At 27.7% G+C, this 24,522-nt stretch carries 21 protein-coding genes; 18 read left to right on the forward strand and 3 right to left on the reverse strand.

Features of this window, described 5'->3' with window-relative positions; translation table 11 throughout:
- Positions 1-210: 210 nt before the first annotated feature.
- The 4 genes from IR151_RS01015 to panC all read left to right on the forward strand — a co-directional run bounded on the left by IR151_RS01015 (position 211) and on the right by panC (position 3,575).
- Entirely contained in the window at positions 211-549 is a 339-nt protein-coding gene (locus IR151_RS01015; RefSeq protein ID WP_021385441.1) for a DUF2325 domain-containing protein, read from the forward strand.
- Between the two features lie 418 nt (positions 550-967).
- Positions 968-1,906, forward strand: a complete 939-nt coding sequence (locus IR151_RS01020; protein WP_227482912.1) for a DUF2520 domain-containing protein — start codon at positions 968-970, stop codon at positions 1,904-1,906.
- Positions 1,881-2,708 carry a 3-methyl-2-oxobutanoate hydroxymethyltransferase gene (gene panB / locus IR151_RS01025; RefSeq protein ID WP_227432535.1) on the forward strand — a complete coding sequence of 276 codons (828 nt, stop codon included), beginning with the start codon at positions 1,881-1,883 and terminating at the stop codon, positions 2,706-2,708. Before IR151_RS01020 ends, panB begins: the two co-directional genes overlap by 26 nt.
- An 18-nt stretch (positions 2,709-2,726) precedes the next feature.
- Positions 2,727-3,575, forward strand: a complete 849-nt coding sequence (panC, locus tag IR151_RS01030) for a pantoate--beta-alanine ligase (protein ID WP_227432536.1) — start codon at positions 2,727-2,729, stop codon at positions 3,573-3,575.
- Positions 3,576-3,826: 251 nt separating this feature from the next.
- On the opposite strand, the gene IR151_RS01035 is transcribed toward panC, so the two are convergent.
- Positions 3,827-5,116, reverse strand: coding sequence for a D-alanyl-D-alanine carboxypeptidase family protein (locus IR151_RS01035; RefSeq protein ID WP_227432537.1), 1,290 nt, complete (start codon positions 5,114-5,116; stop codon positions 3,827-3,829).
- Between the two features lie 79 nt (positions 5,117-5,195).
- On the opposite strand from IR151_RS01035, the gene IR151_RS01040 reads away from it, so the two are divergent.
- The 5 genes from IR151_RS01040 (at position 5,196) to IR151_RS01060 (ending at position 13,275) form a co-directional block, all read left to right on the forward strand.
- Positions 5,196-5,900: a DUF655 domain-containing protein gene (locus IR151_RS01040; protein ID WP_227432538.1), complete on the forward strand. Its 705-nt coding sequence runs from the start codon at positions 5,196-5,198 to the stop codon at positions 5,898-5,900.
- Between the two features lie 92 nt (positions 5,901-5,992).
- Positions 5,993-7,039 (forward strand): selenide, water dikinase SelD, encoded by a 1,047-nt coding sequence (selD, locus tag IR151_RS01045; protein WP_227432539.1) that lies wholly within the window; start codon positions 5,993-5,995, stop codon positions 7,037-7,039.
- Positions 7,040-7,093: 54 nt separating this feature from the next.
- The gene (selA, locus tag IR151_RS01050; RefSeq protein WP_227432753.1) at positions 7,094-8,473 is read left to right on the forward strand and encodes an L-seryl-tRNA(Sec) selenium transferase; all 1,380 of its coding nucleotides are present in this window, start codon (positions 7,094-7,096) and stop codon (positions 8,471-8,473) included.
- Positions 8,474-8,547: 74 nt separating this feature from the next.
- Positions 8,548-10,431, forward strand: coding sequence for a selenocysteine-specific translation elongation factor (gene selB / locus IR151_RS01055; protein ID WP_227432540.1), 1,884 nt, complete (start codon positions 8,548-8,550; stop codon positions 10,429-10,431).
- 105 nt (positions 10,432-10,536) lie between these two features.
- Positions 10,537-13,275, forward strand: a complete 2,739-nt coding sequence (locus IR151_RS01060) for a PAS domain-containing sensor histidine kinase (protein ID WP_227432541.1) — start codon at positions 10,537-10,539, stop codon at positions 13,273-13,275.
- Between the two features lie 131 nt (positions 13,276-13,406).
- Here IR151_RS01060 and manA read toward each other — a convergent pair whose 3' ends face one another.
- Positions 13,407-14,351 carry a mannose-6-phosphate isomerase, class I gene (manA, locus tag IR151_RS01065; protein ID WP_227432542.1) on the reverse strand — a complete coding sequence of 315 codons (945 nt, stop codon included), beginning with the start codon at positions 14,349-14,351 and terminating at the stop codon, positions 13,407-13,409.
- 172 nt (positions 14,352-14,523) lie between these two features.
- Here manA and IR151_RS01070 point away from each other — a divergent pair, with 172 nt between their 5' ends.
- The 9 genes from IR151_RS01070 (at position 14,524) to IR151_RS01110 (ending at position 23,285) form a co-directional block, all read left to right on the forward strand.
- Positions 14,524-15,885, forward strand: a complete 1,362-nt coding sequence (locus IR151_RS01070; protein WP_227432543.1) for a Sapep family Mn(2+)-dependent dipeptidase — start codon at positions 14,524-14,526, stop codon at positions 15,883-15,885.
- Between the two features lie 87 nt (positions 15,886-15,972).
- Complete coding sequence (locus tag IR151_RS01075) at positions 15,973-17,862, forward strand: BglG family transcription antiterminator (protein ID WP_227432544.1); 1,890 nt, start codon at positions 15,973-15,975, stop codon at positions 17,860-17,862.
- 14 nt (positions 17,863-17,876) lie between these two features.
- On the forward strand, positions 17,877-18,332 hold the full coding sequence (locus IR151_RS01080; RefSeq protein ID WP_227432545.1) for a PTS sugar transporter subunit IIA: 456 nt from the start codon (positions 17,877-17,879) through the stop codon (positions 18,330-18,332).
- A 57-nt stretch (positions 18,333-18,389) separates the two neighbouring features.
- Positions 18,390-18,707, forward strand: a complete 318-nt coding sequence (locus IR151_RS01085) for a PTS fructose transporter subunit IIB (protein WP_227432546.1) — start codon at positions 18,390-18,392, stop codon at positions 18,705-18,707.
- 24 nt (positions 18,708-18,731) lie between these two features.
- On the forward strand, positions 18,732-19,994 hold the full coding sequence (locus tag IR151_RS01090; RefSeq protein ID WP_227432547.1) for a PTS fructose transporter subunit IIC: 1,263 nt from the start codon (positions 18,732-18,734) through the stop codon (positions 19,992-19,994).
- 104 nt (positions 19,995-20,098) lie between these two features.
- Entirely contained in the window at positions 20,099-21,163 is a 1,065-nt protein-coding gene (locus IR151_RS01095) for an aminopeptidase P family protein (protein ID WP_227432548.1), read from the forward strand.
- Positions 21,164-21,219: 56 nt separating this feature from the next.
- Complete coding sequence (locus tag IR151_RS01100) at positions 21,220-22,398, forward strand: MalY/PatB family protein (RefSeq protein WP_227432549.1); 1,179 nt, start codon at positions 21,220-21,222, stop codon at positions 22,396-22,398.
- A 251-nt stretch (positions 22,399-22,649) separates the two neighbouring features.
- Positions 22,650-22,847 (forward strand): helix-turn-helix transcriptional regulator, encoded by a 198-nt coding sequence (locus IR151_RS01105; RefSeq protein WP_227432550.1) that lies wholly within the window; start codon positions 22,650-22,652, stop codon positions 22,845-22,847.
- 3 nt (positions 22,848-22,850) lie between these two features.
- The gene (locus tag IR151_RS01110; RefSeq protein ID WP_227432551.1) at positions 22,851-23,285 is read left to right on the forward strand and encodes a tellurium resistance protein TerC; all 435 of its coding nucleotides are present in this window, start codon (positions 22,851-22,853) and stop codon (positions 23,283-23,285) included.
- A gap of 177 nt (positions 23,286-23,462) precedes the next feature.
- On the opposite strand, the gene IR151_RS01115 is transcribed toward IR151_RS01110, so the two are convergent.
- A complete protein-coding gene (locus tag IR151_RS01115; protein WP_227432552.1) occupies positions 23,463-24,518 on the reverse strand; it encodes an FAD:protein FMN transferase in 1,056 nt (351 codons plus the stop codon).
- Positions 24,519-24,522 lie beyond the last annotated feature (4 nt).

Raw genomic sequence — 24,522 nt, forward strand, 5'->3', positions numbered from 1 at the left:
TATAAAACATTATTTATAATGCAATATCAATAACTTTTAGAGCCAATAAATTTAAATTTATTAACACTAAAAAGTTACTAAAAATAAAACCTTCTATTATTAAAATGATAATTAATATCAATAAGTATTGACAAAATTATTTTTAGATATTATTATATATAGTATAAATAATAATGAAAATCAATATCAAATAAGGCGGGAGGCAGTCTAATGAACTTATTAGTGATTGGTGGCCATGAAAGAATGGAAAAAGATTATATGGTTATGGCCAAGAAAAAAGGTTATAAAACAAAAGTATATACTACTATGTCATCTAAATTAAATAACTCTATAGGAAAACCTGATGCTGTTGTTATACTTACATCAACAGTTTCACATAAGATGTCTAGAACAGTTGAGTCTCAGGCTAAAAAACAGGATATACTAATTGTAAGACATAAAAATAGTAGTAAGGTAGCATTTAATGAATGTCTAGATATGGTTGATGAATGTCTAGGAAACTGTTCAAAATGTAAACTTAACGATAAGCAAAAACAGAAAAATACATAAATATATAATTTAATAAGTTTGAGAATACATATTCAATATGTGTTGAGTGTGTGAAATAAAGTGTGCATTCTTCCAAAAAGTTGTGGTAGTAAAGATATCACAATATACAAGGAAGGAGCACATTTTTATTTTTTAACAAAAATAAAATGTTAAAGAGATTATTGAAAAATATTATTTTAATTATTTTTAAGTTAAGTGCATTTTTAGTAAAATAAGAAAACATAAATAAAAACATATTAACTTAATTTTTGTAGAATTAATTGTCAACTTTTTATTTAAATGGTAGAATATTCATGGATGGTATCTTGTTATAAGAACTATACTTTAAATGTTTTTAATTATTTTGTCTTATATAACTCATATCTTCATGAATGAGATTGGAAATTAAGATGTTGTATCACAAGTTGGAGGTGATACTATTAAAATAGGATTTATTGGTTCTGGAAAAGTTGGGACATCTTTAGCAAATTATTTTTTGTCAAAAGATTATTGTGTAACGGGCTTTTATGGAAGAAATCAATTATCTTTATTAGAATCAACAGATTTAACAAAAACAAAGATTTATAGTAACTTGAAAGACATTATTTATGAAAATGATATATTATTTATTACAACATCAGATGATTCTATTGAAATCATAGACAAAAAACTTTCCAAATTTAATTTAAAACATAAATACATTTGCCACACAAGTGGCTCTTTAAAATCTAGTATATTGTTCTGTTCAAAAAAAGCAGGTGCATTAATTTATTCTGTCCATCCTATATTTGCATTTTCCAATAAAAATACTGATATTAAAAAAATGAAAGACATTTGTTTTTCCATAGAAGGTGATAATGAAAAAGATGATTTATTTATTCAAAATTTTATAAATAGCTTAGGAAATCGGTTTTTCATAAGAGATAAAAATACTTCATCCACTTATCATGTGGCCAATGTTTTAGTTTCAAATTTAGTGTTATCTTTACTATATGTAGGAGTAAGTTACTTTATTAAATTGGGTCTATCTGAAGAAGAAGCTTTAAAAGCTATAAATCCTTTGGTCAAAATAAATATAGAAAATATACTTGATAATGGATTTACTAAATCCCTTACTGGACCTGTTGTTCGTGGTGATATAACACCAATAAAAAAACATTTATCAGCATTAGATAAAAAAGATGAAGATATTTACAAAATACTCTCCTTAAATCTACTAAAAATAATAGCCTTGGAAAATGAAGATTCATTAAAATGTACAAAAAATATTTCTATAGAAAATGCAGTCGAAGATTTAATGAGTAAATCTGAAAAATATAAAGAGATTTACAAAATTTTAGGAGGAAAAAACAATGAAAAATACTATACTGACTTTTAAAAATGCTAAAAGTGATGGAAGGAAGCTATCTATGCTTACTGCTTATGATTACTCAATAGCAAAAATAATGGATGAATGTAATATAAATGGTATTTTAATAGGAGATTCATTAGGAATGGTCGTAAAAGGTGAAGAAAACACTCTATCTGTTACTATAGATGAAATTATATATCATACAAAAGCTGTAAAAAATGGTGCCAAAAATGCCTTAATTGTAAGTGATATGCCATTTCTATCTTACCATGTTTCTACAGAAGAGGCTGTTAAAAATGCTGGCAGACTTGTAAAAGAAGGTGGGGCACATGCTGTAAAATTAGAAGGTGGCTCAAACGTTATAGAACAAATAAAAAACATTGTAAATGCTCAAATACCTGTAATGGGCCATTTAGGACTAACACCTCAATCTGTAAATTCATTTGGTGGATTTAAGGTTCAAGGAAATACTAGTGAAACAGCAAAACAACTTATTGAAGATGCTAAATTAATAGAAAAAGCAGGAGCATTTTCTATTGTCCTTGAAGGAGTTCCTGCTAAAATAGCTGAGAAGGTGACTAATTCTATTTCAATTCCCACAATAGGGATAGGAGCAGGAATTAATTGTGATGGTCAAATTTTAGTTTATCAAGATATGTTGGGGATGTTTGGAGATTTTGTACCTAAATTTGTAAAGCAATACGCAAATATAGGAGATATAATGAAAGATTCAATTAAAAATTACATACTAGAAGTTGAAACTGGCGTATTTCCACAAGAAAAACATAGCTTTTCAATAAATGAATCTGAATTAGAAAAATTATACTAAGATTAAGGATGGTACAAAATGCTTGTAAAAGAAATAAAATCACTAAGAAATATAATTAAAGATTGGAAAAAAACTGGCTATTCTATAGGACTTGTTCCTACTATGGGATTTTTACATGAAGGACATCAAAGCCTTATTAAAAAAGCTGTAAAAGAAAATGATAAGGTAGTAGTAAGTGTATTTGTAAATCCAACTCAGTTTGGACCAAATGAAGATTTTAACAGTTATCCGAGAGATATAGAAAAAGATTTTAAATGCTGTATAGATAGTGGTGCATCAGTAGTCTTTAACCCATCATCAGAAGAAATGTATTTGAAAGGCAATTGTACTACCATAGATGTGTCTGGACTTACAGATTTTCTTTGTGGTTCTAAAAGACCTGTTCATTTTGGTGGTGTATGCCTAGTTGTTTCAAAACTTCTGAATATAGTAACTCCTGATAAAGCTTATTTTGGAGAGAAAGATGCTCAACAATTAGCAGTAATTAAAAGGATGGTCAAAGATTTGAATATAGACACAAAAATAATAGGATGCCCTATAATTCGTGAAAAAGATGGTTTAGCAAAAAGCTCAAGAAATACATATCTTTCAAAAGAAGAAAGAAAAACTGCTTTAGTTTTAAATGAAAGCCTAAGCTTGGCAAAAGAAGAACTGGCAAAAGGAAATCTAGATGTAAAAAAAATAAAAGAATTAATAACATCTAAAATAAATTCTGAAGATTCAACGAAAATAGATTATGTTGAAATTGTAGATAGTGAGACATTACAACCTGTTGAACATATAGAAAATTCTGTACTTGTAGCAAGTGCTGTTTTCATAGGAAAAACTAGATTAATTGATAACTTTACATTTCAATTTGATATATAGGTTGTTGTTTTATACAGTATAGATAATTAAAAAAATGATATTTTATAAAAAGAAAAATTTAAAAATTAGATTTGCTTAAGATTATGATTAATTGTAATTATATGGGAGGTCTCAAAATAAAAATTTGGGTATCTCCTTTTTTGTATAAAAAAGAAAAGGGATTCCTAAGAACTCCTTTTCTATGTGATAATTGTTCTTTAAAAAAACATTATAATTATAGCAGATAAGGGTGTTATAAATAAGTGGTATTGCTATTTTCTCATATTTCTTTTTCCTCTAGACTTTCTTTTATTATTCTTTTTAATATTTGAAGCTATTATAAATATAACTAGAAGTACTAAAATAGCCATAATAATTTTAATAGAAAGCATCAAAGTTTTATTTTCAGTTATAAATGGAAGACTACTATCAAGGTTATTTTTTGCAACTAAATCTATACTCTTTTCTAGCTTACCACTATTATATATATTTAAAGTACCAACCTTAGTACCTTTTTTTACAGGTAAATCAATTTTATCTAGTTCAGTTTTAGTATTGTAGTCACCTTGAGACTCATTTTGTCCTAAAGTTATCTTATAACTATATTTTGGTTCATAAATTAATTCATGTTGTTTTGTAAATAATACTTTTTTAGTATCAGTATATTTTTCTTTATCAACAATAGTAGCGCATTTAAAGTTATCAAATCCATAATCAATTAAGATGCGTGAATCTAAATATAAATCGTAATTAGTTGAATTAAATACAGCAGCAATGACTCTTCTTCCATCTTTTACTGCACTAGATAAAAGACATTTACCAGCAGCATCAGTATATCCTGTTTTTATACCATCAACTATATCGTATTTTATATCTATAGATTGACCTTTATATGTAATCTTATCATGTGATGTTAAAAATTTATTAGTATTTACAAAATATCTTTCATAAGGGTATGCTTTTGTAGCATCAAACTTAAGTGACTTAGTTTTTACAATCTGTCTAAAAACATCATTATTCATAGCTTCTCTGGCCATAAGAGCCATATCATGAGCTGTAGTGTAATGATTTGGGTCTGGTAATCCATGAGGATTGTTAAAATGAGTGCCAGTAGCTCCAATATCTTTTGCCTCAGAATTCATAAGGTCAACAAATTTTTGTACATCTCCTTCACCAACATATCTAGCTAATACAAAGGCAGCATCATTAGAAGAATGAATCAAAAGAGCGTTTAATAATTGTCTTACAGTGAAAGCTTCGCCTTCTTTCAAGTACATACTAGAACCCTCTATCTGAGGTAGGTTTTTAATTTCTATTACTTGATTTAAATTCTTAACCTTTTTCAGAACTAAACAAGCTGTCCATGCCTTAGTTGTTGAAGCTGGATAAAGCTTAGAATCTCCAGATTTATTATACAATATTTTTCCAGTTTCATAGTCCATTAAAACGGCATGTTTGGCAACTATAGCTGGTTCATCATCTGCAAAAGATATATTAGAACTTCCTAAAAATGAAGCAAATATCAAGAAACAGATTAATAAAAGTGATAAATTTCTTTTCATTGTGAGCCTCCAAAATTTAAATTCATCTTTTAGTATAGCATATTTTTGTCAATAATTAAAATGAAGGAGTGATTAATATATGAAAAAAAAGGTAAAAATTATTTTGTTTTCTATGGTATGTTTTTTAACATTGTCAGCAATAATCATTAATCGGTTAGATGTCTTCAAAGAAGATATTTATGTTGTAAGTAAAAATAATTCACATAATAAAAAAACAGATAAGGTAGACAAAATAGTTAAAAATGAAGTAAATAAGCATAATAAATATGAGGGGAAAATAGATAAAAATATTCAAATTAATAAAATAACTATATACATAAGTGGAGCAGTGAATAGACCAGGGATTGTAACTATAGAATCAGATAAGAGACTTTATGATGCTGTAGAATTATTAGGTGGAACAACAAAAGAAGCTGATTTAAATGGAATTAATTTATCACTAAAGTTAGAAGATGAACAACATTACATAATACCTAAAATAGGAGAAACAATATCTGTTACAAGCAACAGCGATTCTAATAAGCCAAGTCTAGAAAATGAACCTAAAAATGAATCTGAAAGTAAAAATAATAAAAATCTATCTGATAAATCAAAAATAAATATAAACACAGCAAAATTAGAAGAACTGGATGCTTTACCTGGAGTTGGAGAAGCTACAGCTAATAAAATTTTACAACATAGAGAAGAAAATGGACAATTTGATTCAATTGAAGATATAAAAAATGTGAATGGGATAGGAGATAAAAAATACGAAAATCTAAAAGATTTAATTTGTATAGACTAAAAATATAATACAAAACTCACTTATAGATATGGTATTATAAATATGTATGTATATGTGTGTATATGCGGAAATTTAGTAAAGGAGGTACTTTTATGAAGAAGGAACAAAAAAAACTTACAGAGATGACAACAGCAGGTGGATGAGCAGCTAAAATAGGGCCAGAGGTTCTGGCATCAGTTTTATCTCAACTGCCTAAAAATGATAATATAGAAAATTTATTAGTAGGATTAGATACAGCAGATGATGCTGCTGTGTATAAGTTAAATGATGATATGGCACTTATTCAAACACTGGATTTCTTTACACCAATGGTAGATGACCCATTTGTATTTGGTCAAATTGCTGCATCAAATTCACTATCAGATGTATATGCTATGGGAGGAAAGCCTTTAGTTGCAATGAATATTGTTTGTTTTCCATCATGTCATGATATGGATGTACTTGCAGAAATATTAAAAGGTGGATTTGATAAAGTAAAAGAAAGTGGTGCACTATTAGTCGGAGGGCATACTGTAGATGACCAAGAACCTAAATATGGTCTTTCAGTTTCTGGAATTGTAAATCCAAATAAAGTTTTATCAAATGCTACTGCAAAGCCTGGCGACAAGTTAGTTATAACAAAGCCAATTGGTGTGGGTGTATTAAATACAGCCATGAAAGAAGGTATGGTAGAACAACATGTATGTGACAAAGTAGTAGAAATAATGATACATTTAAATAAATATGCAGCAATGAGTTTTGATAAAATTGATGTAAATTCAGTTACAGATATCACTGGATTTGGTTTACTTGGGCATGCTTTAGAAATGGCTAAAGCTTCTGAAGTGAGTATTGAAATTGATTCAAAGCATGTTCCAATTATCGAGGGTGCTGTAGAAATGGCAGAAATGGGAATCATACCTGCTGGGATGTATAAAAACATGCATTATGTATCAAAAGATGTAGAAATTGTAGGAGATGTAGAAGTTGCAGTTCAAGATATTTTATATGACCCACAAACTTCTGGAGGGTTATTGATTTCTGTAAAAGAAGAATTAGCAGAAGAACTTGTAAGAGATATGAAGTTAAATGGAGCAATAGAAGCAAAAATCATAGGTTCTGTAGTGAAAAAAGGGGAAAAATATATTAAAGTTTTATAAAATATTATATGTAGAGAAAGAGTGATTATTTTGAGCAAAAGAGAATTATTTGCAATGTTACCTTCAGTTGATGAAGTATTAAGTGATAATAGAATAGTAGAAATAATAGAGGAATATCCTAGAAGTTTAGTTTTAGAATCTGTAAGAGAAGTGATAGATTTTAAGAGACAATTTATTTTAAGATTAAAAGAGGATGCATCTAATTCTGTAACAATAGAATTTGATGAGATAATAGAATCTTCAATAGAGAGAGTTAAATTAAATTACTCATTATCATTAAAAAAAGTTATAAATGCAACTGGTACAGTTATTCATACAAATTTGGGGAGGTCTTTACTTAGTGAAGATATAAAAGATGAATTATGGTGTGCTGCTTCAAGATATTCAAACTTGGAATATGATTTGGATAATGGAGAAAGAGGCTCAAGATATTCTCATTTAACTAATACAATAAAAAGACTTACTGGTGCAGAAGATGTACTAGTTGTAAATAATAATGCAGCAGCAGTGCTTCTTGTACTTAGTACAATGGCAAAAGGAGGAGAAGCAATTGTATCACGTGGAGAGTTAGTGGAAGTAGGAGGTTCTTTCCGAATTCCAAGTATAATGGCTCTTAGTGGTGCAGAATTAGTGGAAATAGGCTCAACTAATAAGACACACTTAAAAGATTATAAAGAAGCTATTACAGAAGAAACTAATGTATTGATGAAAGTTCATACAAGTAACTATAGAATTATGGGATTTACAGAGAGTGTATCTATCGAAGAACTAGTTAGTTTGGGTAAAAAATATAAGTTACCTGTAATAGAAGACCTAGGAAGTGGAGTATTTATAGATTTATCAAAATATGGATTATCTTATGAACCAACTGTATTAGATTCTATAAGACAAGGTGCGGATGTAGTTACTTTTAGTGGAGATAAAATGCTTGGTGGGCCACAAGCAGGTATTATAGTTGGGAAAAAAGAGTATATAGAAAAAATGAAGAAAAATCAACTTACTAGAGCTCTTAGAGTCGATAAGCTTACAATATGTGCACTTGAAGCAACTTTAAGGATGTACCTAGACGAAACAAAGGCTGTGGAAAACATACCTACTTTAAAAATGTTGACATATAACATTGAAGAATTAGAAGCAAAGGCAAATAAATTATTTGAAAAAATAACTGCCTTAAGTCTAGATGCTAAGATAAACATAGAAGATGGATTCTCTCAGGTAGGAGGAGGGTCTATGCCACTTGAAACAATAGCCACAAAGGTAATAACAATAACTCCTGAGCATATGAATGTATCATCTTTAGAAAAAAAATTAAGACTCAGTGAAGCTCATATAATAGCTAGAGTATATGATAATAAATATGTTTTAGATGTAAGAACTATATTTGATGATGAATTTGATGTAGTAGTTGAGGAATTAAGAAAAGCCTTTAATTAACTAAATTTGATATAGTAATACTATTAATTTTAATTGAAAATTAAAAGCATTGAAGCTTTGATAGGGGGCAAAAAATGAAAAACGTAGTAATTGGAACAGCAGGTCATATAGACCATGGAAAAACAACTCTTATAAAAGCATTGACTGGAAGAGAAACTGATACCTTGGATGAAGAAAAAAAGAGAGGTATATCAATAAATTTAGGGTTTACTTATTTTGATTTACCAAACAATAGAAGGGCTGGTATCGTAGATGTACCAGGACATGAAAAATTTATAAAAAACATGCTAGCTGGAGCATCAGGACTTGATATAGTTTTACTTGTTGTAGCAGCAGATGAGGGTGTTATGCCACAGACAGTTGAGCATTTAGACATCTTAAGTTTTTTAAATATAAAAAATGGAATAGTAGTTTTGACTAAATCTGATACTGTAGACGAAGAATTTAGAGAACTAGTAAAAGAGGATGTTTGTGAAAAAATAAAAGGTACTTTTCTTGAAAGTGCAGAAATAATTGAAGTTGATTCTGTATCTAAAAAAGGAATAAATACTCTTATTGAAAAAATAGATAAGATGAGTGAGGCAATAGAAGATAAAAACGAAAATTCTCCAGCAAGACTTAATATAGATAGAGTATTTTCTATAAAGGGATTTGGTACTGTAATAACAGGTACATTAATAGAAGGAAAGATAAGTATAGAGGATGACTTGGTTATATATCCACAAGTATTAAAAACAAAGATAAGAAGTATACAAGTTCATGGGGAAAGTAAAGATACAGCTTATGCAGGACAAAGAACAGCAATCAACATATCAAATGTAAAGGTAGATGATATAAAAAGAGGAGATGTTTTGGCTGCTCCAAATTCATTAGAAGAATCAATGATGTTAGATGTGAAATTATCATTGGTAAATCATCTAGAAAAAGGGATAAAGCATTGGGATAGATTGAGATTGTATCATGGGACTAGAGAAATACTTTGTAGAGCAGTTCCACTAGATAAAGATTTAATTGAAAACGGAGAGAATGGATATGTTCAATTAAGACTTGAAGAAAGTATAGTATCTAAGAAGGGTGATACTTTTGTTGTCAGACGTTATTCTCCAATGGAAACTATAGGTGGAGGTGTGATAATTGACCCATCTCCTAAAAAGCATAAGAGATTTGATGAAAAAGTTATAGAGGGATTAAAAATAAAAGAAAAAGGTGAACTTAAAGATATAATAGAAGAATACTTAAAGAGAAATCTAAAAAATTATCCAAATCTAAAAGAAATAATGAGTTATAGTGGTGCTCATGAAGAGCATGTAAAAAAAGCTATTGAGATACTTATATCAGAAAATAAAGTATTGCTTATTGGAAACATGTACATGCATATAAATCAATACAATAAACTGAAGGAAAGTACAATAAATCTTTTAAGTGAGTACCATAAGAAGTATAGATTGAGAAAAGGTATGTTAAAAGAAGAAGTAAGGTCTAAGGTAGAAAGTAATTTTAAGACTAGAGAAATGGATATCTTATTAGAAAAATTATCTACAGAAAATATTATAAAAATAGAAAATAATATAATATCATTATTTGATTTTGAAGTTATCTTAAATGACAAACAAAGAGAAATAGCAAAAAAAATAGAAAAAAAGCTAAAATCATGTGGAGTTTCTTCAATATTGACAATAGATGAAGTTTCTGAAGGAAATCATAACTATGCTGAAGTATTAGAGTCAATGATAGGTAACAAGGTAGAAAAATTGGATGATTTGTATATAATGGATAAAGATATTTATGAAGATGCAAAGAATACTTTAATAAATTATATAAAAGAAAATAAGGAAATAACACTAGGAGAATACAGAGATTTGATAGATTCTAGTAGAAAAAACTGTATGATTATATTAGAAAACTTTGATAGAAACAAAATAACTAAAAGAGTAGAAAACAAAAGAATTTTGTTTTAGCGGAAAATGTCTGTTTTTGCTTTGAGGTATAAAGAAGGAATTATAATGTCGAGTATCGTATAAATTAATTAGTATAAAATATTAATTAAGAGGAAGTGTAAAGTATTGAAGAATATAATACCTGCTGTGAAACCAGATATAAAAGAAAGAGAAGACATGAGCCTTTTATTTATAATAATGGGCTCAGTGCTTTTGTTATTTATTATAAAAGATACAAATAAATATGAAATTTTACTGCATGCTGTATATGCTACATTCTTAATAGCTACAGGAATGATTATATTTAATACTACAAAATTTAAAGTAGATTCATTTTCTACATTTTTAGGATTAGTATTTGCAGCAACTGGAGTATTGGAGTGTATATATTTATTTAATTGTTTAGGTACTAGAGCAGAAGCTGTAATTGGAATTAACATTACAATATCAGCAATGACAGATTTATTTCCTATATTAGGTGTGTATTTAAGTTTTAAATTTGTTAAGGATAATAAACAAATTCATTCGAGCATAATTTTATTTGTAGTAACTGTAGTTTTAACAATATCATCTTTATTCATAATATCTGAAATTTGTAACTCTTTAGATAGAGGGACATTACACTATACTTTAGGGGTTGTTACATCTATATTTATGATAATTGTCTCTATTATGAGTGGAATTGAACTAAACTCAAGTTCAAACGCAAATAAATGGGAATATAGTGAGAAAAAGTTTTTTAATAGAATAATAATAATAACAATCTTATCAAGAGCTCCAAATTTACTACATATAGTAATTGGTAATATACATATAGAAGGTATGTTATCACAAATAACAATAAATGTAGCATTATATTATTTATATAATTATATAGTATCTAAGAATATTAAGAAAACAGCATTGGAATTACATGATACAAATGAAGAATTAACAATAAAAACGGAAAGTTTGAAAGAAAAAAATAAAAAATTAATATATGAAACAGAAAAAATAGAAGAACTTAAAGAAATACTTATAAAAAGAGAATTACGACTACAATCTACTTTAGATGTTGCTGTAAATAGTATAGTTGTGTTTAGTAAGGATGGAGAAATTACATATGCAAATAAAAGTTTTAGAAATATTTTTGGAGATTATAAAGAACAAGATAAATTAAGTTATAAAGTTAAAAATTTTAGTGATTTAATAGAAAGCATTAATTATGTATTTATCAATAAAAAAAATATAGAAAAATTTATTGATACAAGTGACAATAAGGTTTACCAAGCTATATTTGCTCCTTTAATTATAGCTACACAAATAGAAGGAGTCTTATGTGTATTAAAGGACAAAACTAAGAAAAAGGAATACGAACGAAAAGTTATTGAAGCAAATAAGAGAAGTGAAGACTTTTTGGAAAGTGTTGGAGATGGTATAGTAGTACTTGAAGGTAGTAATAAAATATATGTAAATAATGCATGTAGACAAATATTTAAAGAGACATTAGAAAACATCGATTTTTCCTCAATATGTAAAAGTGAAGAAAATATAGAAAAAAGGTATGTAATAGAGGGTGAAGTAAAATATGTAGAGATGAGTTTTTCTCATTATAATAATGAAGGAACTTATAAAACTATTATTGTAATACGTGATACAACTTCTCGAAAGATATCTCAAATAAAACTTGAAGAAAGTCAATCCTCTTATTCAAGATTTATAGATATACTACCTGATGGTATATGCTTGTTAAGAGAAGACTTAAGTGTAAATTATGCAAATAAATCATTTTTGGATATGCTATCTTTTACAAGTATAGATGATGTAAAAGATTCTAATATTAAGATATTAATGAATGCAAATACTGAAGAAAAAATGAAATTTACTGAAAATATGACTAAAGTTTTAAATGAAAATAAGAGTATACTTTTACTAGAATATGAATTAATAAATAATTATGATGATATAGTAGAAGTAGAATTAAGCGCCTTGCCTTTTTCGATATATAACACTAGATATATAATGCTTATTATAAAAGATTTAGCACATAAAAAATACTCTGAACAAGCTGAAAAAGAATTACTTGAAAGATTTAAAACAGATAAAATAAAAACTGAGTTTTTTGCAAATATGTCTCATGAGTTAAAAACACCATTAAATGTTATATCAAGTTCAAATCAATTGGTAGATTCTTTCTATAGAAGTGAAAAAATAAAAGACTATAATAATAATATTAAATCTCATGTTGATTTAGTTAGACAAAGTTCCTATAGACTTCAAAGATTGATAAATAATATTATAGATTTGACAAAGATGGAGTCAGGATTTTACACACTTAAACTTGCAAAATACAATATTGTATCTGTAATAGAAGATTTGTTTATGAATATAGAAGAGTATGCAAGCAGAAAAGATATAAGAATTCTATTTGATACAGAGCTTGAAGAAATCAATGTCTATGTAGACAAGGCTGAAATTGAGAGAATTATACTAAATCTATTATCAAACTGTATTAAATTTACTGATAATGGAGGATGGATATATGTAAACATCTACTATAAAATTGATAAAGTAATAATAAGTGTTAAAGACACTGGTGTTGGTATACCTCAAGATAAATTGGAGTTGATTTTTGAAGAGTTTTCACAAGTTGACAAGACTTTATCTAGAAATACTGAAGGAAGTGGAATAGGACTTGCTATAGTTAAGAACCTAGTAAGTCTTCATGGTGGAGATATAGAAGTAATAAGTGAAGTTAATAAGGGTACAGAATTTTTAATCTCACTGCCAATGAAAAGCTTTAGTAATGAGTATTATACAGAAGATAAGAGAATATACAATCTTCAAGAAAAAATAAAAATAGAATTTTCTGATATATATTATTAGAAAGTTATTAAATTGTAAAAGTAAAATAAAATATTCTATATTTAATAGAGTACATTATAAAAAGCTAGGCTATCATAAAAATAAGTTTTTATGATAGTCTAGCTTTTTTTGATGTTAATTGTATTTTGTATCTATATGTGAGAACATATGATTTCTAGATTACCTTCAAATCCAAAACTTCCAAAGTTATTTGGTAATATAAAATGCATACCTTTCTTTAAATCATACTCTATAGAATTGTGTATCAATTTACCAACTCCATCTAGGATACTGTACAAAGAAAAAGGTGTATTGTGAGTAAAATCACATTTTCCAAAAATATCTAATTTATAGACACTAAAAAATTCATTTGATACAAATGTTGTACATTTAAAGTTTGGTGTTGATACAATTTTATAATCAGTATCAAAATTTGTATGAGGAACATTTGTAACTTCTATTGATTTTTGAACATGAAGTTCACGTTTATTTCCTAAGTTATCAGTTCTATCATAATCATAAACTCTATAAGTAGTATCTGAGTTTTGTTGAGTTTCTAAAATTAATGTTCCCTTACATATAGCATGTATAGTTCCGCTTGGAACATAGAAAAAGTCACCTTTTTTTATATTAACTTTTCTAAGCAGTTTGTCCCATTCGTTATTATTTATCATTTCTATAAATTCTTCACGAGATTTTGCATTGTGACCTATTATAATTTCTGCATCATCAGAACAGTCTATTACATACCAGCATTCTGTTTTACCCAATTCTCCATTTTCGTTTTTTTGAGCATATTCATCATTTGGATGAACTTGAACCGATAAATTGTCATTGGCATCGAGTATTTTTGTAAGCAAAGGGAATTTATCTCCAGGTGTATTACCAAACAATTCTCTATTTTTCTCCCATAATTCAGATAGCTTTTTATTTTTATATTCTCCATTTTCTATCAGACAATCTCCATTTTTATGAGAACTTATAGCCCAACATTCACCTGTTGTAGGTGATTTTATCTCATAGTTAAATTTATCTTTAAGTGCAGTACCACCCCATATTCTATCCATAAAAATAGGCTTTAAAAATAATGGTTCCATAATCTTGTTCCTCCTATGATATTAAATTTATCCTACAAATAATTATATATAAATAGATTATAAAATCAATAGCAAAAAAGTTTTGTCCCTTGAAATGACATAAAGTATAAGGATTTATGAAACAAGATAAACTATGATATATAATATAAAGGTTTAAATTGGAGTGATAATCATGGAGAGATTTAAAGAAGAAAATCAAAAATATAAAAAAGAATTCTTGAAATTGTTGGAGGAATGGGTAAGTATACCTTCCTTTTATGATAAAAATACTGTATCTAAAGATATGCCTTTTGGAAAAGGTGTATATGATGCATTAAAGTGGTTTGAAAATTTAGGTAGAGAAAATAATTTTACTGTTAAAAATATAGATAATCATGCTGTTTATATTGAATATGGAGATGGTAAAGATTATATAGACATATTTGGGCATTGTGATGTTGTAAATCCAGGAGAAGGATGGGATAGTGAGCCATTTAAGCTAGATATTATGGGTGACAAATTAGTTGCTAGGGGTGTTTCCGATAATAAGGGCCCTATGATAGCAAATTTTTTGGCATTAAAAATGATAAAAAGTCTAAATATAGATTTAAAGAGAAAAGTTAGATTAATTGCTGGAGGAAATGAAGAAAGTGGATTTAAGTGCATAAAGCACTATTATAGCAAAGAGCCACATGGTGTATATGGATTTACTCCAGATGCTAAATTTCCTGTATTAAATGGAGAAAAGGGTGGAGCGATAATAAAGCTAATGCTGGATATAGATGATAAATATCTAGATATAAGTGGTGGAATAGAGTTTAATACAATTCCAGACAAAGTGTATATCAAAAATATTGAAAATTTAAGTAATGATTATATAAATTCTGATTTTAATAATGTTTCAATAAGTTTTAATGATGGTAAGTATATTGTGAATGGGAAAGGTGGACACTCATCTAAACCTGAAAAAGCAATAAATCCCATATTAGATACAATTAAAATTTTAGCAGAAAATCTTGATGAAGATTGGGCAAAAGATTTGTACAGGCTAATAAATAAAGATAATATAGATGGAAAACTGTTTGGCTTAAATGTTGAAGGAAAATGTGGAATTCTTTCAATGGTTCCAACAATAATAAATATAAAAGAAGGAAAGCTTGAAGTAATTTTAAGTGTTAGGTATCCTGAAGTATTGACAGTTGAAGAAATAATAGAAAAATTTGATTTGTATATAAAAATAAATAATATTAATAAATTTAAGTTTATTGGGGAAAATTTAAAGCAAGCAAATTATATAGATGAGAATTCGAAACTTGTAAGACGTTTACATGAGATATATGTAAAGTATTCTGGAGACTCAAAAAGTGTTGTTAGAGTAACCAGTGCAGGAAGCTATGCAGCTGAAATGAAGAATTCAGTAATATTTGGGTGTGAATTTCCTGATGGTAGTTTTGGAAATGTTCATAGTGCAAATGAATTTGCCAGTTTAGATAGGTTTATAACTGCGATAGGTATCTATGCGGAGGCAATAGTTACATTATGCAATAATATATAAATACAAAATGTCCCTTATATAGACATATTATATATACAACTAAAATTTTATTTGATATATAATTGAAATCAAAGAGAAGGTGATACAATGATAACTAAGAAACATGCAGTAATAGTAAAAAGTTTAAGCAATAAAGATGGATATATGACATCAAATGAACTAGCTATTAAATTAGATGTATCTACTAAAACTATTAAAAGATATATAGCAGATTTAAATGGTATTTTGAGTAAGTATGATTTAGAAATAGATTCTTCAAGAGGTATAGGATATAAGCTAAGTGGCTCTAAAACCAACATATCAAAAGCTGTAAAAGAAGCAAATAAATATATAAATGGTTTCTTGGATGATTCTGAAGAAGCAAGGATGTCAAATATAATATGTATGCTGATTAACAGAAATTATATGAGTATAGAAGTAATGGCAGAAGAATTAAATCTAAGTATAGCAGCCATAAATAAATTATCTAGTAAGCTTAAAAGAAAACTTGAAAAGTATGACTTAGTTATAAAATCTAAACCTTATTATGGAAGCTATATATATGGTGAAGAAATTAATATAAGACAGTTGATTACTGATTATGCAATAAAGTTGGATGAGAAGAGTAAAATCAAAGTATTTTTGGATGATATCAGTGAAAACGATATAAATTGCATAGAAAGTATTTTAGAAAAGCATTTAAGAGAAAAAGAAACAATAATTTCAGATAAAGACTTTAATCTTTTACTTTCAAAAATAATAGTTTCTGTGTTTAGAAGTAAGAGAGGTCATAGCAAAAATATAAATTTAATAGATACAGGATATAGATTTCATAATTACAGTTTTATAGAAAAGCTTATGAAAGAAATATCTGATAAAGTTGGATTTAAACTTATTGAAGATGAAGTAATTTATATTTCCAATTATTCTGGTGTAATAGCATATAGAGGTGCACAAGGAATAAAAAATGCAAGTGAAATTGAAGAAAGAATAAGTAGCGTTATAAGTAGTGCTCTTCAAGATATACTGCTTATTTCAGGAAGTGACTATACAAAAGATGAAGAGTTTATGATAGCGATATCTGACCATATAAAGAGGTTTTTAAATAGAGCAAAAGCTAATATAAAATCTAATAATCCTCTGCTTCATCAAATAAAAGAGAAATTTCCAATAGCTTTTAACTTAGCTGTGTTTTTATCAAATAAGCTAGAAACTGAATTTAATTTAAAATTAGATGAAGATGAACTTGGATATATAGCTATTCACTTTGCTGCTTCAAATGAAAGAATGAAAAAAAATACAAGTAAGAAAATTTGTATAGTTTGTCATTATGGTATAGGCACAGGTCAGCTTCTTTCTGAAAAATTAAAGCAGAATATAAGTGACTTAAATGTTGTAGGTGTTTATCCATTTAGATATCTTGATATGGCAATAGGTCAAGATGTTGATTTGGTAGTATCAACAGTTGAATTAAAAGGATATGAAAAGCCAGTCTTATATATAGAAAATATATTTGATGATAGCTTAATTGAAAACGTAAACAAAGCCTTTTATGAAAAGGAAGAAAGAAGAAAAATAATAAGTAATATGTTTGATGAAAGAGCTTTTTTCAGTATAAAAGCAAATACAAAAGAAGAAGTTATACTTTCGCTTTCAAACAAGTTAAAAGAAAGAGACTTTATAGAAGAAAGCTCAATAAAAAGTATAATAGATAGAGAAAATATTTCATCAACTGAAATAGGAAATCTAGTAGCTATACCTCACACAATAGTGAAGGGAGATAAAAAATCTATAATCGGAGTTGGAATACTTGAAAATCCAATAATTTGGGATAAGCAAGAAGTTCAACTAGTATTTATGGTATTTTTTAATACTAAAGAAAAACATAATTTTTCAATATTTAAATACCTTTACAATTTTATAAAAGATGAAGGTGGAGTAAGAGGAATTATTAAAATATGTGACTTTAATAAATTAATGGCACTGATAGGTAATTAAGGAGGAAATTAACAATGGGAACAAACATATTTAACAAAGAATATGTATTTTTAAATACTGAGGCTAAGTCTAAGGTTGAGGTTTTAAAATTTATAGCTAAGAAAGCTAAAGAATTAAATTTAACAGAAGATGAAAATCTAGTATACGAAGGCTTAGTAGCTAGAGAAGAGCAATTTACTACAAATTTGGGAGAATCTATAGCAATACCTCATACTAAAAATGATGCAATTGAAAATCCAGCAGTAGTGGTACTAAAGTTTAATGATAATGTTGTTTGGAATGAAGGTGAGGACAATGTCAAGTTGGCAATAAGTTTGCTTATGCCAGGAAAAAGTAAAGAAAACATACACCTTAAATTATTATCGTCTCTTTCAAGAAAATTAATAAATAAAGATTTTAAAGATTCTCTTTTAAAGAGTGATAATGTGGAAGAAATCGCTAATTTAATAAATGAAGCTTTAGGTTTATAGATAAATACTAAAGTTAAAATAAAAATAATTAATTAAAGTAAATAGGAGGAATTTAAAATGAATAAAAAATTAGTAGCATTATGTGCTTGTCCAATGGGACTAGCTCACACTTTTATGGCAGCAGAAGCAATAGAGCAAGCTGCAAAGGCATTAGGTTATGAAGCAAAAGTTGAAACTCAAGGTGCAGATGGTGTGCAAAATGAATTAACAAGAGAAGACATATTAGGAGCAACTATGATAATACATGCAGTAGCAATAACACCAGAAGGTATGGAAAGATTTGATGGTTGTGAAGTTTATGAGGTTGAATTACAAGAGGCTATAAAGAATGCAGAAGGTGTTATAAAGGAAATAGAAGAGGATTTAGGAATATAATAAATTTACTGTGGAGGAAATAGAATGGCAATCAAGAAAAAAGTTATAAACAGTTCAGGTGCTTCTACAACAGGAGGCAATAACGCAGGAAAAACTACTCCATCTAATCCAACTCAATCAAAGGGAAATGGAAAATGGAAAGAAATTAGTAAACATATAATGACAGGTATATCATATATGATACCAGTCTTAGTAATGGGTGGACTTATAGGAGCTTTATCTCAATTAATACCATATGCAATATTAGGGCTTGACCCATCTGTAGGTATAGTTGATGCTATGAACTCAGGTGAATTTACAGGATTTAAACTTAGCCTTTTAAACATGGCACAATTAATGTCAAACTTCGGATTTACTCTGTTTGGATTTGCAATACCACTATTTGCAGCATTCTGTGCAAATTCTATAGGTGGAAAAACAGCCCTAATAGCAGGATTTATAGGTGGATATATAGCTAATAAACCTGTAGGTGTACCACAATTCGTAGATGGACAATGGACAGAAGTTGTACCAGTTGCATCAGGATTCTTAGGTGCAATATTAATCGCATTTATAATAGGATATTTTGTAAAATGGTTAAATAAATCTATAAAAGTTTCTCATAACTGGTTAGCTTTTAAAACAACATTTTTAATACCACTAATAGCATCATTAACTTGTATGGTATTGATGATATTTATAATAACTCCATTTGGTGGATTAATTAATGAAAGTATGAAAAACTTCTTAACAGCAGCAGGAGCAGCGGGAGAATATGTATATGCAACAGCTTTAGCAGCAGCTACAGCATTTGACTTAGGTGGGCCAATAAATAAAGCAGCAGGATTCGTTGCACTTGGTTTGACTACAGAAAATGTACTACCAATAACAGCAAGAACAATAGCTATAGTTGTTCCTCCAATTGGATTAGGACTTACAACTTTATTAGATAAAAGATTAGTGGGAAGAAGAGTATATGATAGACAATTCTATCAAGCAGGAAAAACTTCTATATTCCTATCATTTATGGGTATATCAGAGGGAGCAATACCATTTGCACTTGAGAGACCAGGTTTTGTTATACCTTTAAATATCGTAGGAAGTATAATAGGAGCTATTACAGGTATAGTTTTAGGGGCAATTCAGTGGTTCCCAGAGTCAGCTATATGGGCATGGCCTCTAGTAGATAACTTATTTGGATATGTAATAGGTATAGCAGTTGGTGCTATATTCATAGCTGTAGGAAATGTATTTTACAGAAATAAATTAATAAAGGATGGTAAACTTGTTGTAGATTATATTGATTAATTTATAAATTTTACTATCTATAATAACCTTGGCTGGTAATATTGATTGAAACAATATTACCAGCCTTACCTATATGACTAATTAAGGGTGGTGAAGATAAAATTATGAATAAAATAGAAAAAATAAGAAAGTATCTTAAAGAGTATAATGTAGATGGAATTCTTATTAATAGTTCTACCAATAAGTTTTATATTGGAAATCTATTTAGTTCATCAGGCTATGTTTTTATAACGAAAGATAAACAATATATAATAGTAGATTTTAGATACTTTGAAGAAGTTAAAAGAAAATCAGATTTATTTGATGTTATATTAATGGATAAAAATAGAACGTATTTTGATATAATTAATGATATTTGCAGAAATCAAAATATAAAAGAAATTGGCTTTGAAGGAAGTGAAGTATCTTTTGACTCATATAAAAGTATGAATAACAAATTAAATGTAACTTTAAAATCAATTGATTTATCTACTTTAAGAAAAGAGAAAGATGAAGATGAAATAAAATATATAAAAAAAGCTTGTGAAATAGTAGATGCTACGTTTTATCATATAATTGACTTTATAAAAGTTGGTATGACTGAAAGACAAGTAGAAAATGAAATTGTAAGATTCATAAAAGAATTAGGCGGACAAAAAGAATCATTCGACACTATAGTTGCATCTGGTTTGAGAGGAGCCTTACCTCATGGAAAAGCTAGTGAAAAAATTATAGAATATGGAGATTTTGTTACATTCGATTTTGGAGCAAAGTATAATAATTATTGTTCAGACATTACTAGAACTATTTGTATGGGAACTACAAATAAAGAACTAGAAAAAATATATAATATAGTAAAGAAAGCTAATGAAGAGTGTATAAAGGTTTTAAAGCCAGGTATGACTGCTGGTGAAATAGATAAGGTTGCAAGAGATATAATTAGTTCATATGGATATGGTGATAATTTTGGACACAATCTGGGTCATGGTGTAGGTATTATGGTTCATGAGTATCCAGCATTAACTTCAGAATCAAATGAAGTATTAAAAGAAGGCATGGTTGTAACTATAGAGCCTGGTATATATGTGCCAGAACTTGGAGGAGTAAGAATTGAAGATGATGTACTTATAACTCAAGATGGGTGTATGAGATTGACTATATCTACCAAAGATTTAATAGTTGTAAATTAAAAATAAATTGTAGCTAAGTATTTTTATAATAATAAGAAAAGACGAGGTAAATTTAAATGTATAATTTTGATGATAGACCAGATAGAGTAAGTGAAAAGTGTAGAAAGTGGGATTTAAATATTATAAGAGATAAATTTGGAGATATTAAAGAAGATTTTGTACCAATGTGGATTGCTGATATGGATTTTAAAATACCAACAGAAATAGAAAGTAAATTTATTGAAGCTGTAAAAAGAGGTGTATTTGGATATACATACTGTTATGATGAATTTTATGATTCAGTTATTGGGTGGCAAAATGATATGCATAAAGTAAATGTAGAAAGAGAATGGATTACATTGACTTATGGAACTGTGTCAACACTTCACTATGTAGTACAAGCTTTTTGTAAAAAAGGAGATAGTATAATATTAAATACACCAGTTTATGACCCATTTGAATCATCAGCTAAAAAGCAGGGTGTAAATGTAGTTTGTAATACATTAGATGTGATAAATGATAGATATTATATAAATTTTGATAGATTAGAATCTCAAATTAAAGAAAATAAACCTAAGTTAATGATGTTTTGTACACCACATAATCCATCAGGAAGAATTTGGTCAATTGAAGAAATGACGAAAGTAGCAACTATATGTAAAGAAAACAATGTTATTTTAGTTGCAGATGAAGTACATGCAGAGCATATTCATTATGGCGAATTTAATTCTATTCTTAAGCTTGAAAGAGAACTTTTAGAAAATATTATCCTATTGACATCACCAAATAAAGGGTTTAATCTTGGAGGATTAAAGACCTCTTATTCAATAGTTATAAATAAGGACATAAGAGATACTTTTAGAAAGAAACTAAAACAAAATTCTATAACTTCTCCAAATGTATTTGGAATAATAGGATTAATAACAGCTTATGATGAATGTAGAGAGTGGTTAAGGAACGTAAATGAGTATATAAAATCAAATTATGAACTTTTAGAGAATTGGGTAAATAAATATGAGAAGATTAAACTAATGAAGATGGAATCGTCTTATTTGGCTTGGATGGACATAAGCAATCTAGGACTAAGTGCAAGTGAATTTACAGATAGGTTAGCTGTCAATACAGGAGTGCTAATAGAAGATGGAAGTCACTTTGTAAAAGATGGAGAAAAGTATGTTAGGATAAATTTAGGAACTCAAAAAGAAAATGTAATTGAGGCATTAAATAGAATGGATTTGTTTGTAAAGTCGTTATAAAAAGTTAGTTGAGTTATTTATTAAAAATAAAAAAATGTAGGTTGTTTCAAAGATGTACTAAAAAAGATTAAAAAATAAGGTTTATAGACATCAAGATGTAATTCAATTATAAAATTAAATATGTTTAATGATAGGCATTTCTAATGAAATGTCTATTTTTATATATATTTTGTAAAGTTTCCTTTACAAAAATAAAAGCAAGTGGTATATTATAAATGTAAAGGAAACTTTACAAAAAGGAGGCAATCTTTTTGAAAAATCGTGTAGAGGATTTAAGAAAGAAAAAAGGTCTTAATCAAGAAGATTTTGCAAAAATTCTTAAGGTTTCAAGGCAGACGATTAGTTCTATTGAAAATGGAAAATATAATCCATCTTTAGAACTTGCATTTCAAATATCTGATTTTTTTGAAATGTCGATTGAAGAAATATTTTTATGGAAGGAGAAATAGTTCATGGAAAAGAAAAATTTAAGAATAGGAATTGTATTTGTAGTTTTAGGTGTTATTTTCTTGTTTCTTTGTTTAATGAATGGTGATAAGTTAGGTTCTTTGTTTGCTGGACTAGCAGGAGGCTTTGGATTTGGTGGAATTTCTGCCATTTATCGTTACTTTTACTGGAATAAGCATAAAGAAGAATACAAAGAAAAGCTCGAAATAGAAAACATTAATCTTCATGATGAAAGAAATGTTATGTATAGAGATAAAGCAGGAAGATATGCTTACATTGTATGTATGATAATAATTCCTATATCTGCTTTTGTTTTCTCTGTACTAAATGCATTAGATATATACAACTCATTGGTAATAATCATATATTTATTTGTTTTGTGGATTGTTTTATATGTTGTAGGAGTTATTTATTATCGAAAGTTAAAGCGTAATGGGTAGTGTTTTATACAAATCAAGCTATAAATATGGTATATACATAAGTACAATTTGTTTTAGACTACTTAGTATATACCATATTTTATATAAAACTTAAATTTACATTAGTTATATTAGAGTTATTTAAATTTGTATGTATAAATTTGTATGCATAATAGATATAGTTATTATTTAAACTCATTATTTATTGAACTTTTTAATAGAAAAAGCTTTGTCTGTAAGTTTAAAATTATTTTGTATGCCATTAGTTAAATATACTTTTTTATCTTTGGTTATAAATATAGCATCTACATTATCAATACTATTAATTAAATCCATACCTTTTTCAAGTCCAAGTCCAAATGTAGAAGTGGATAAAGCATCACAATTAATAGATTTATCAGAGATTATTGTAACACTGCTTAAGTTGTTTTCAAAAGGGTATCCTGTAAATGGATTTAACATATGGTGATATATTTTACCATCTTTTTCTATAAATCTCTCATAAATTCCAGATGTAACAACAGATTTATTTGTAGTTTCTATATTCCCTATAGATTCTCCATTTTTGCTAGTTGGGTCTTGAATACCAATTTTAAAAGGTTTGTTATTTTTGCTATCTTCTAAAGTAAATATATTACCTCCCAAGTTTACTAAAGCTTTTTTTATACCTTCTGATTTCAAATAGCCTACGATTTTATCAGCAGCATATCCTTTAGCTATTGCCCCTAAATCAATTTTCATATCTTCTTTAGCTAACTTTATAGATTTATTTTTTTCATCTAATATAATATTTTTGTAATCAATGAGCGGCAGAAGTTCGTTTATCTCAGAGTCATTTGGGACTTTAGCCTTGTCTGTTCCAATTGCCCATAGATTGGATAGTGGACCAACTGTTATATCAAAGTATCCATTTGACAACTTAGAGTATTCTATAGCCTCTTGTACAACAAAAAATGTATCATCAGAAACTTTGACAAAATCTTTACCAGCATTATCATTTATTTTAGAAACATCGCTTCCTGGTATATGGGTACTCATCTTGTTATCAATATATCTTAAAATTGAATCACATTCATTTAAAATTTTATCACTTTTTGATTCTTTTATATTAAATATAGTAACTTCATTTACTGTACCAAGGTAATAGCTTGTCTTACTATATTTAGTATTTTGACTTGAACTCCTAAAAAATGAAAATAAAATTAATGCTAAAATCAATATCACAAAAATAAATGTGATTTTTTTCTTATTCATGGTA

Origin of the sequence: Clostridioides sp. ES-S-0006-03, from assembly GCF_020662275.1 — a bacterium.
Taxonomy (GTDB): Bacteria; Bacillota; Clostridia; order Peptostreptococcales; family Peptostreptococcaceae; genus Clostridioides.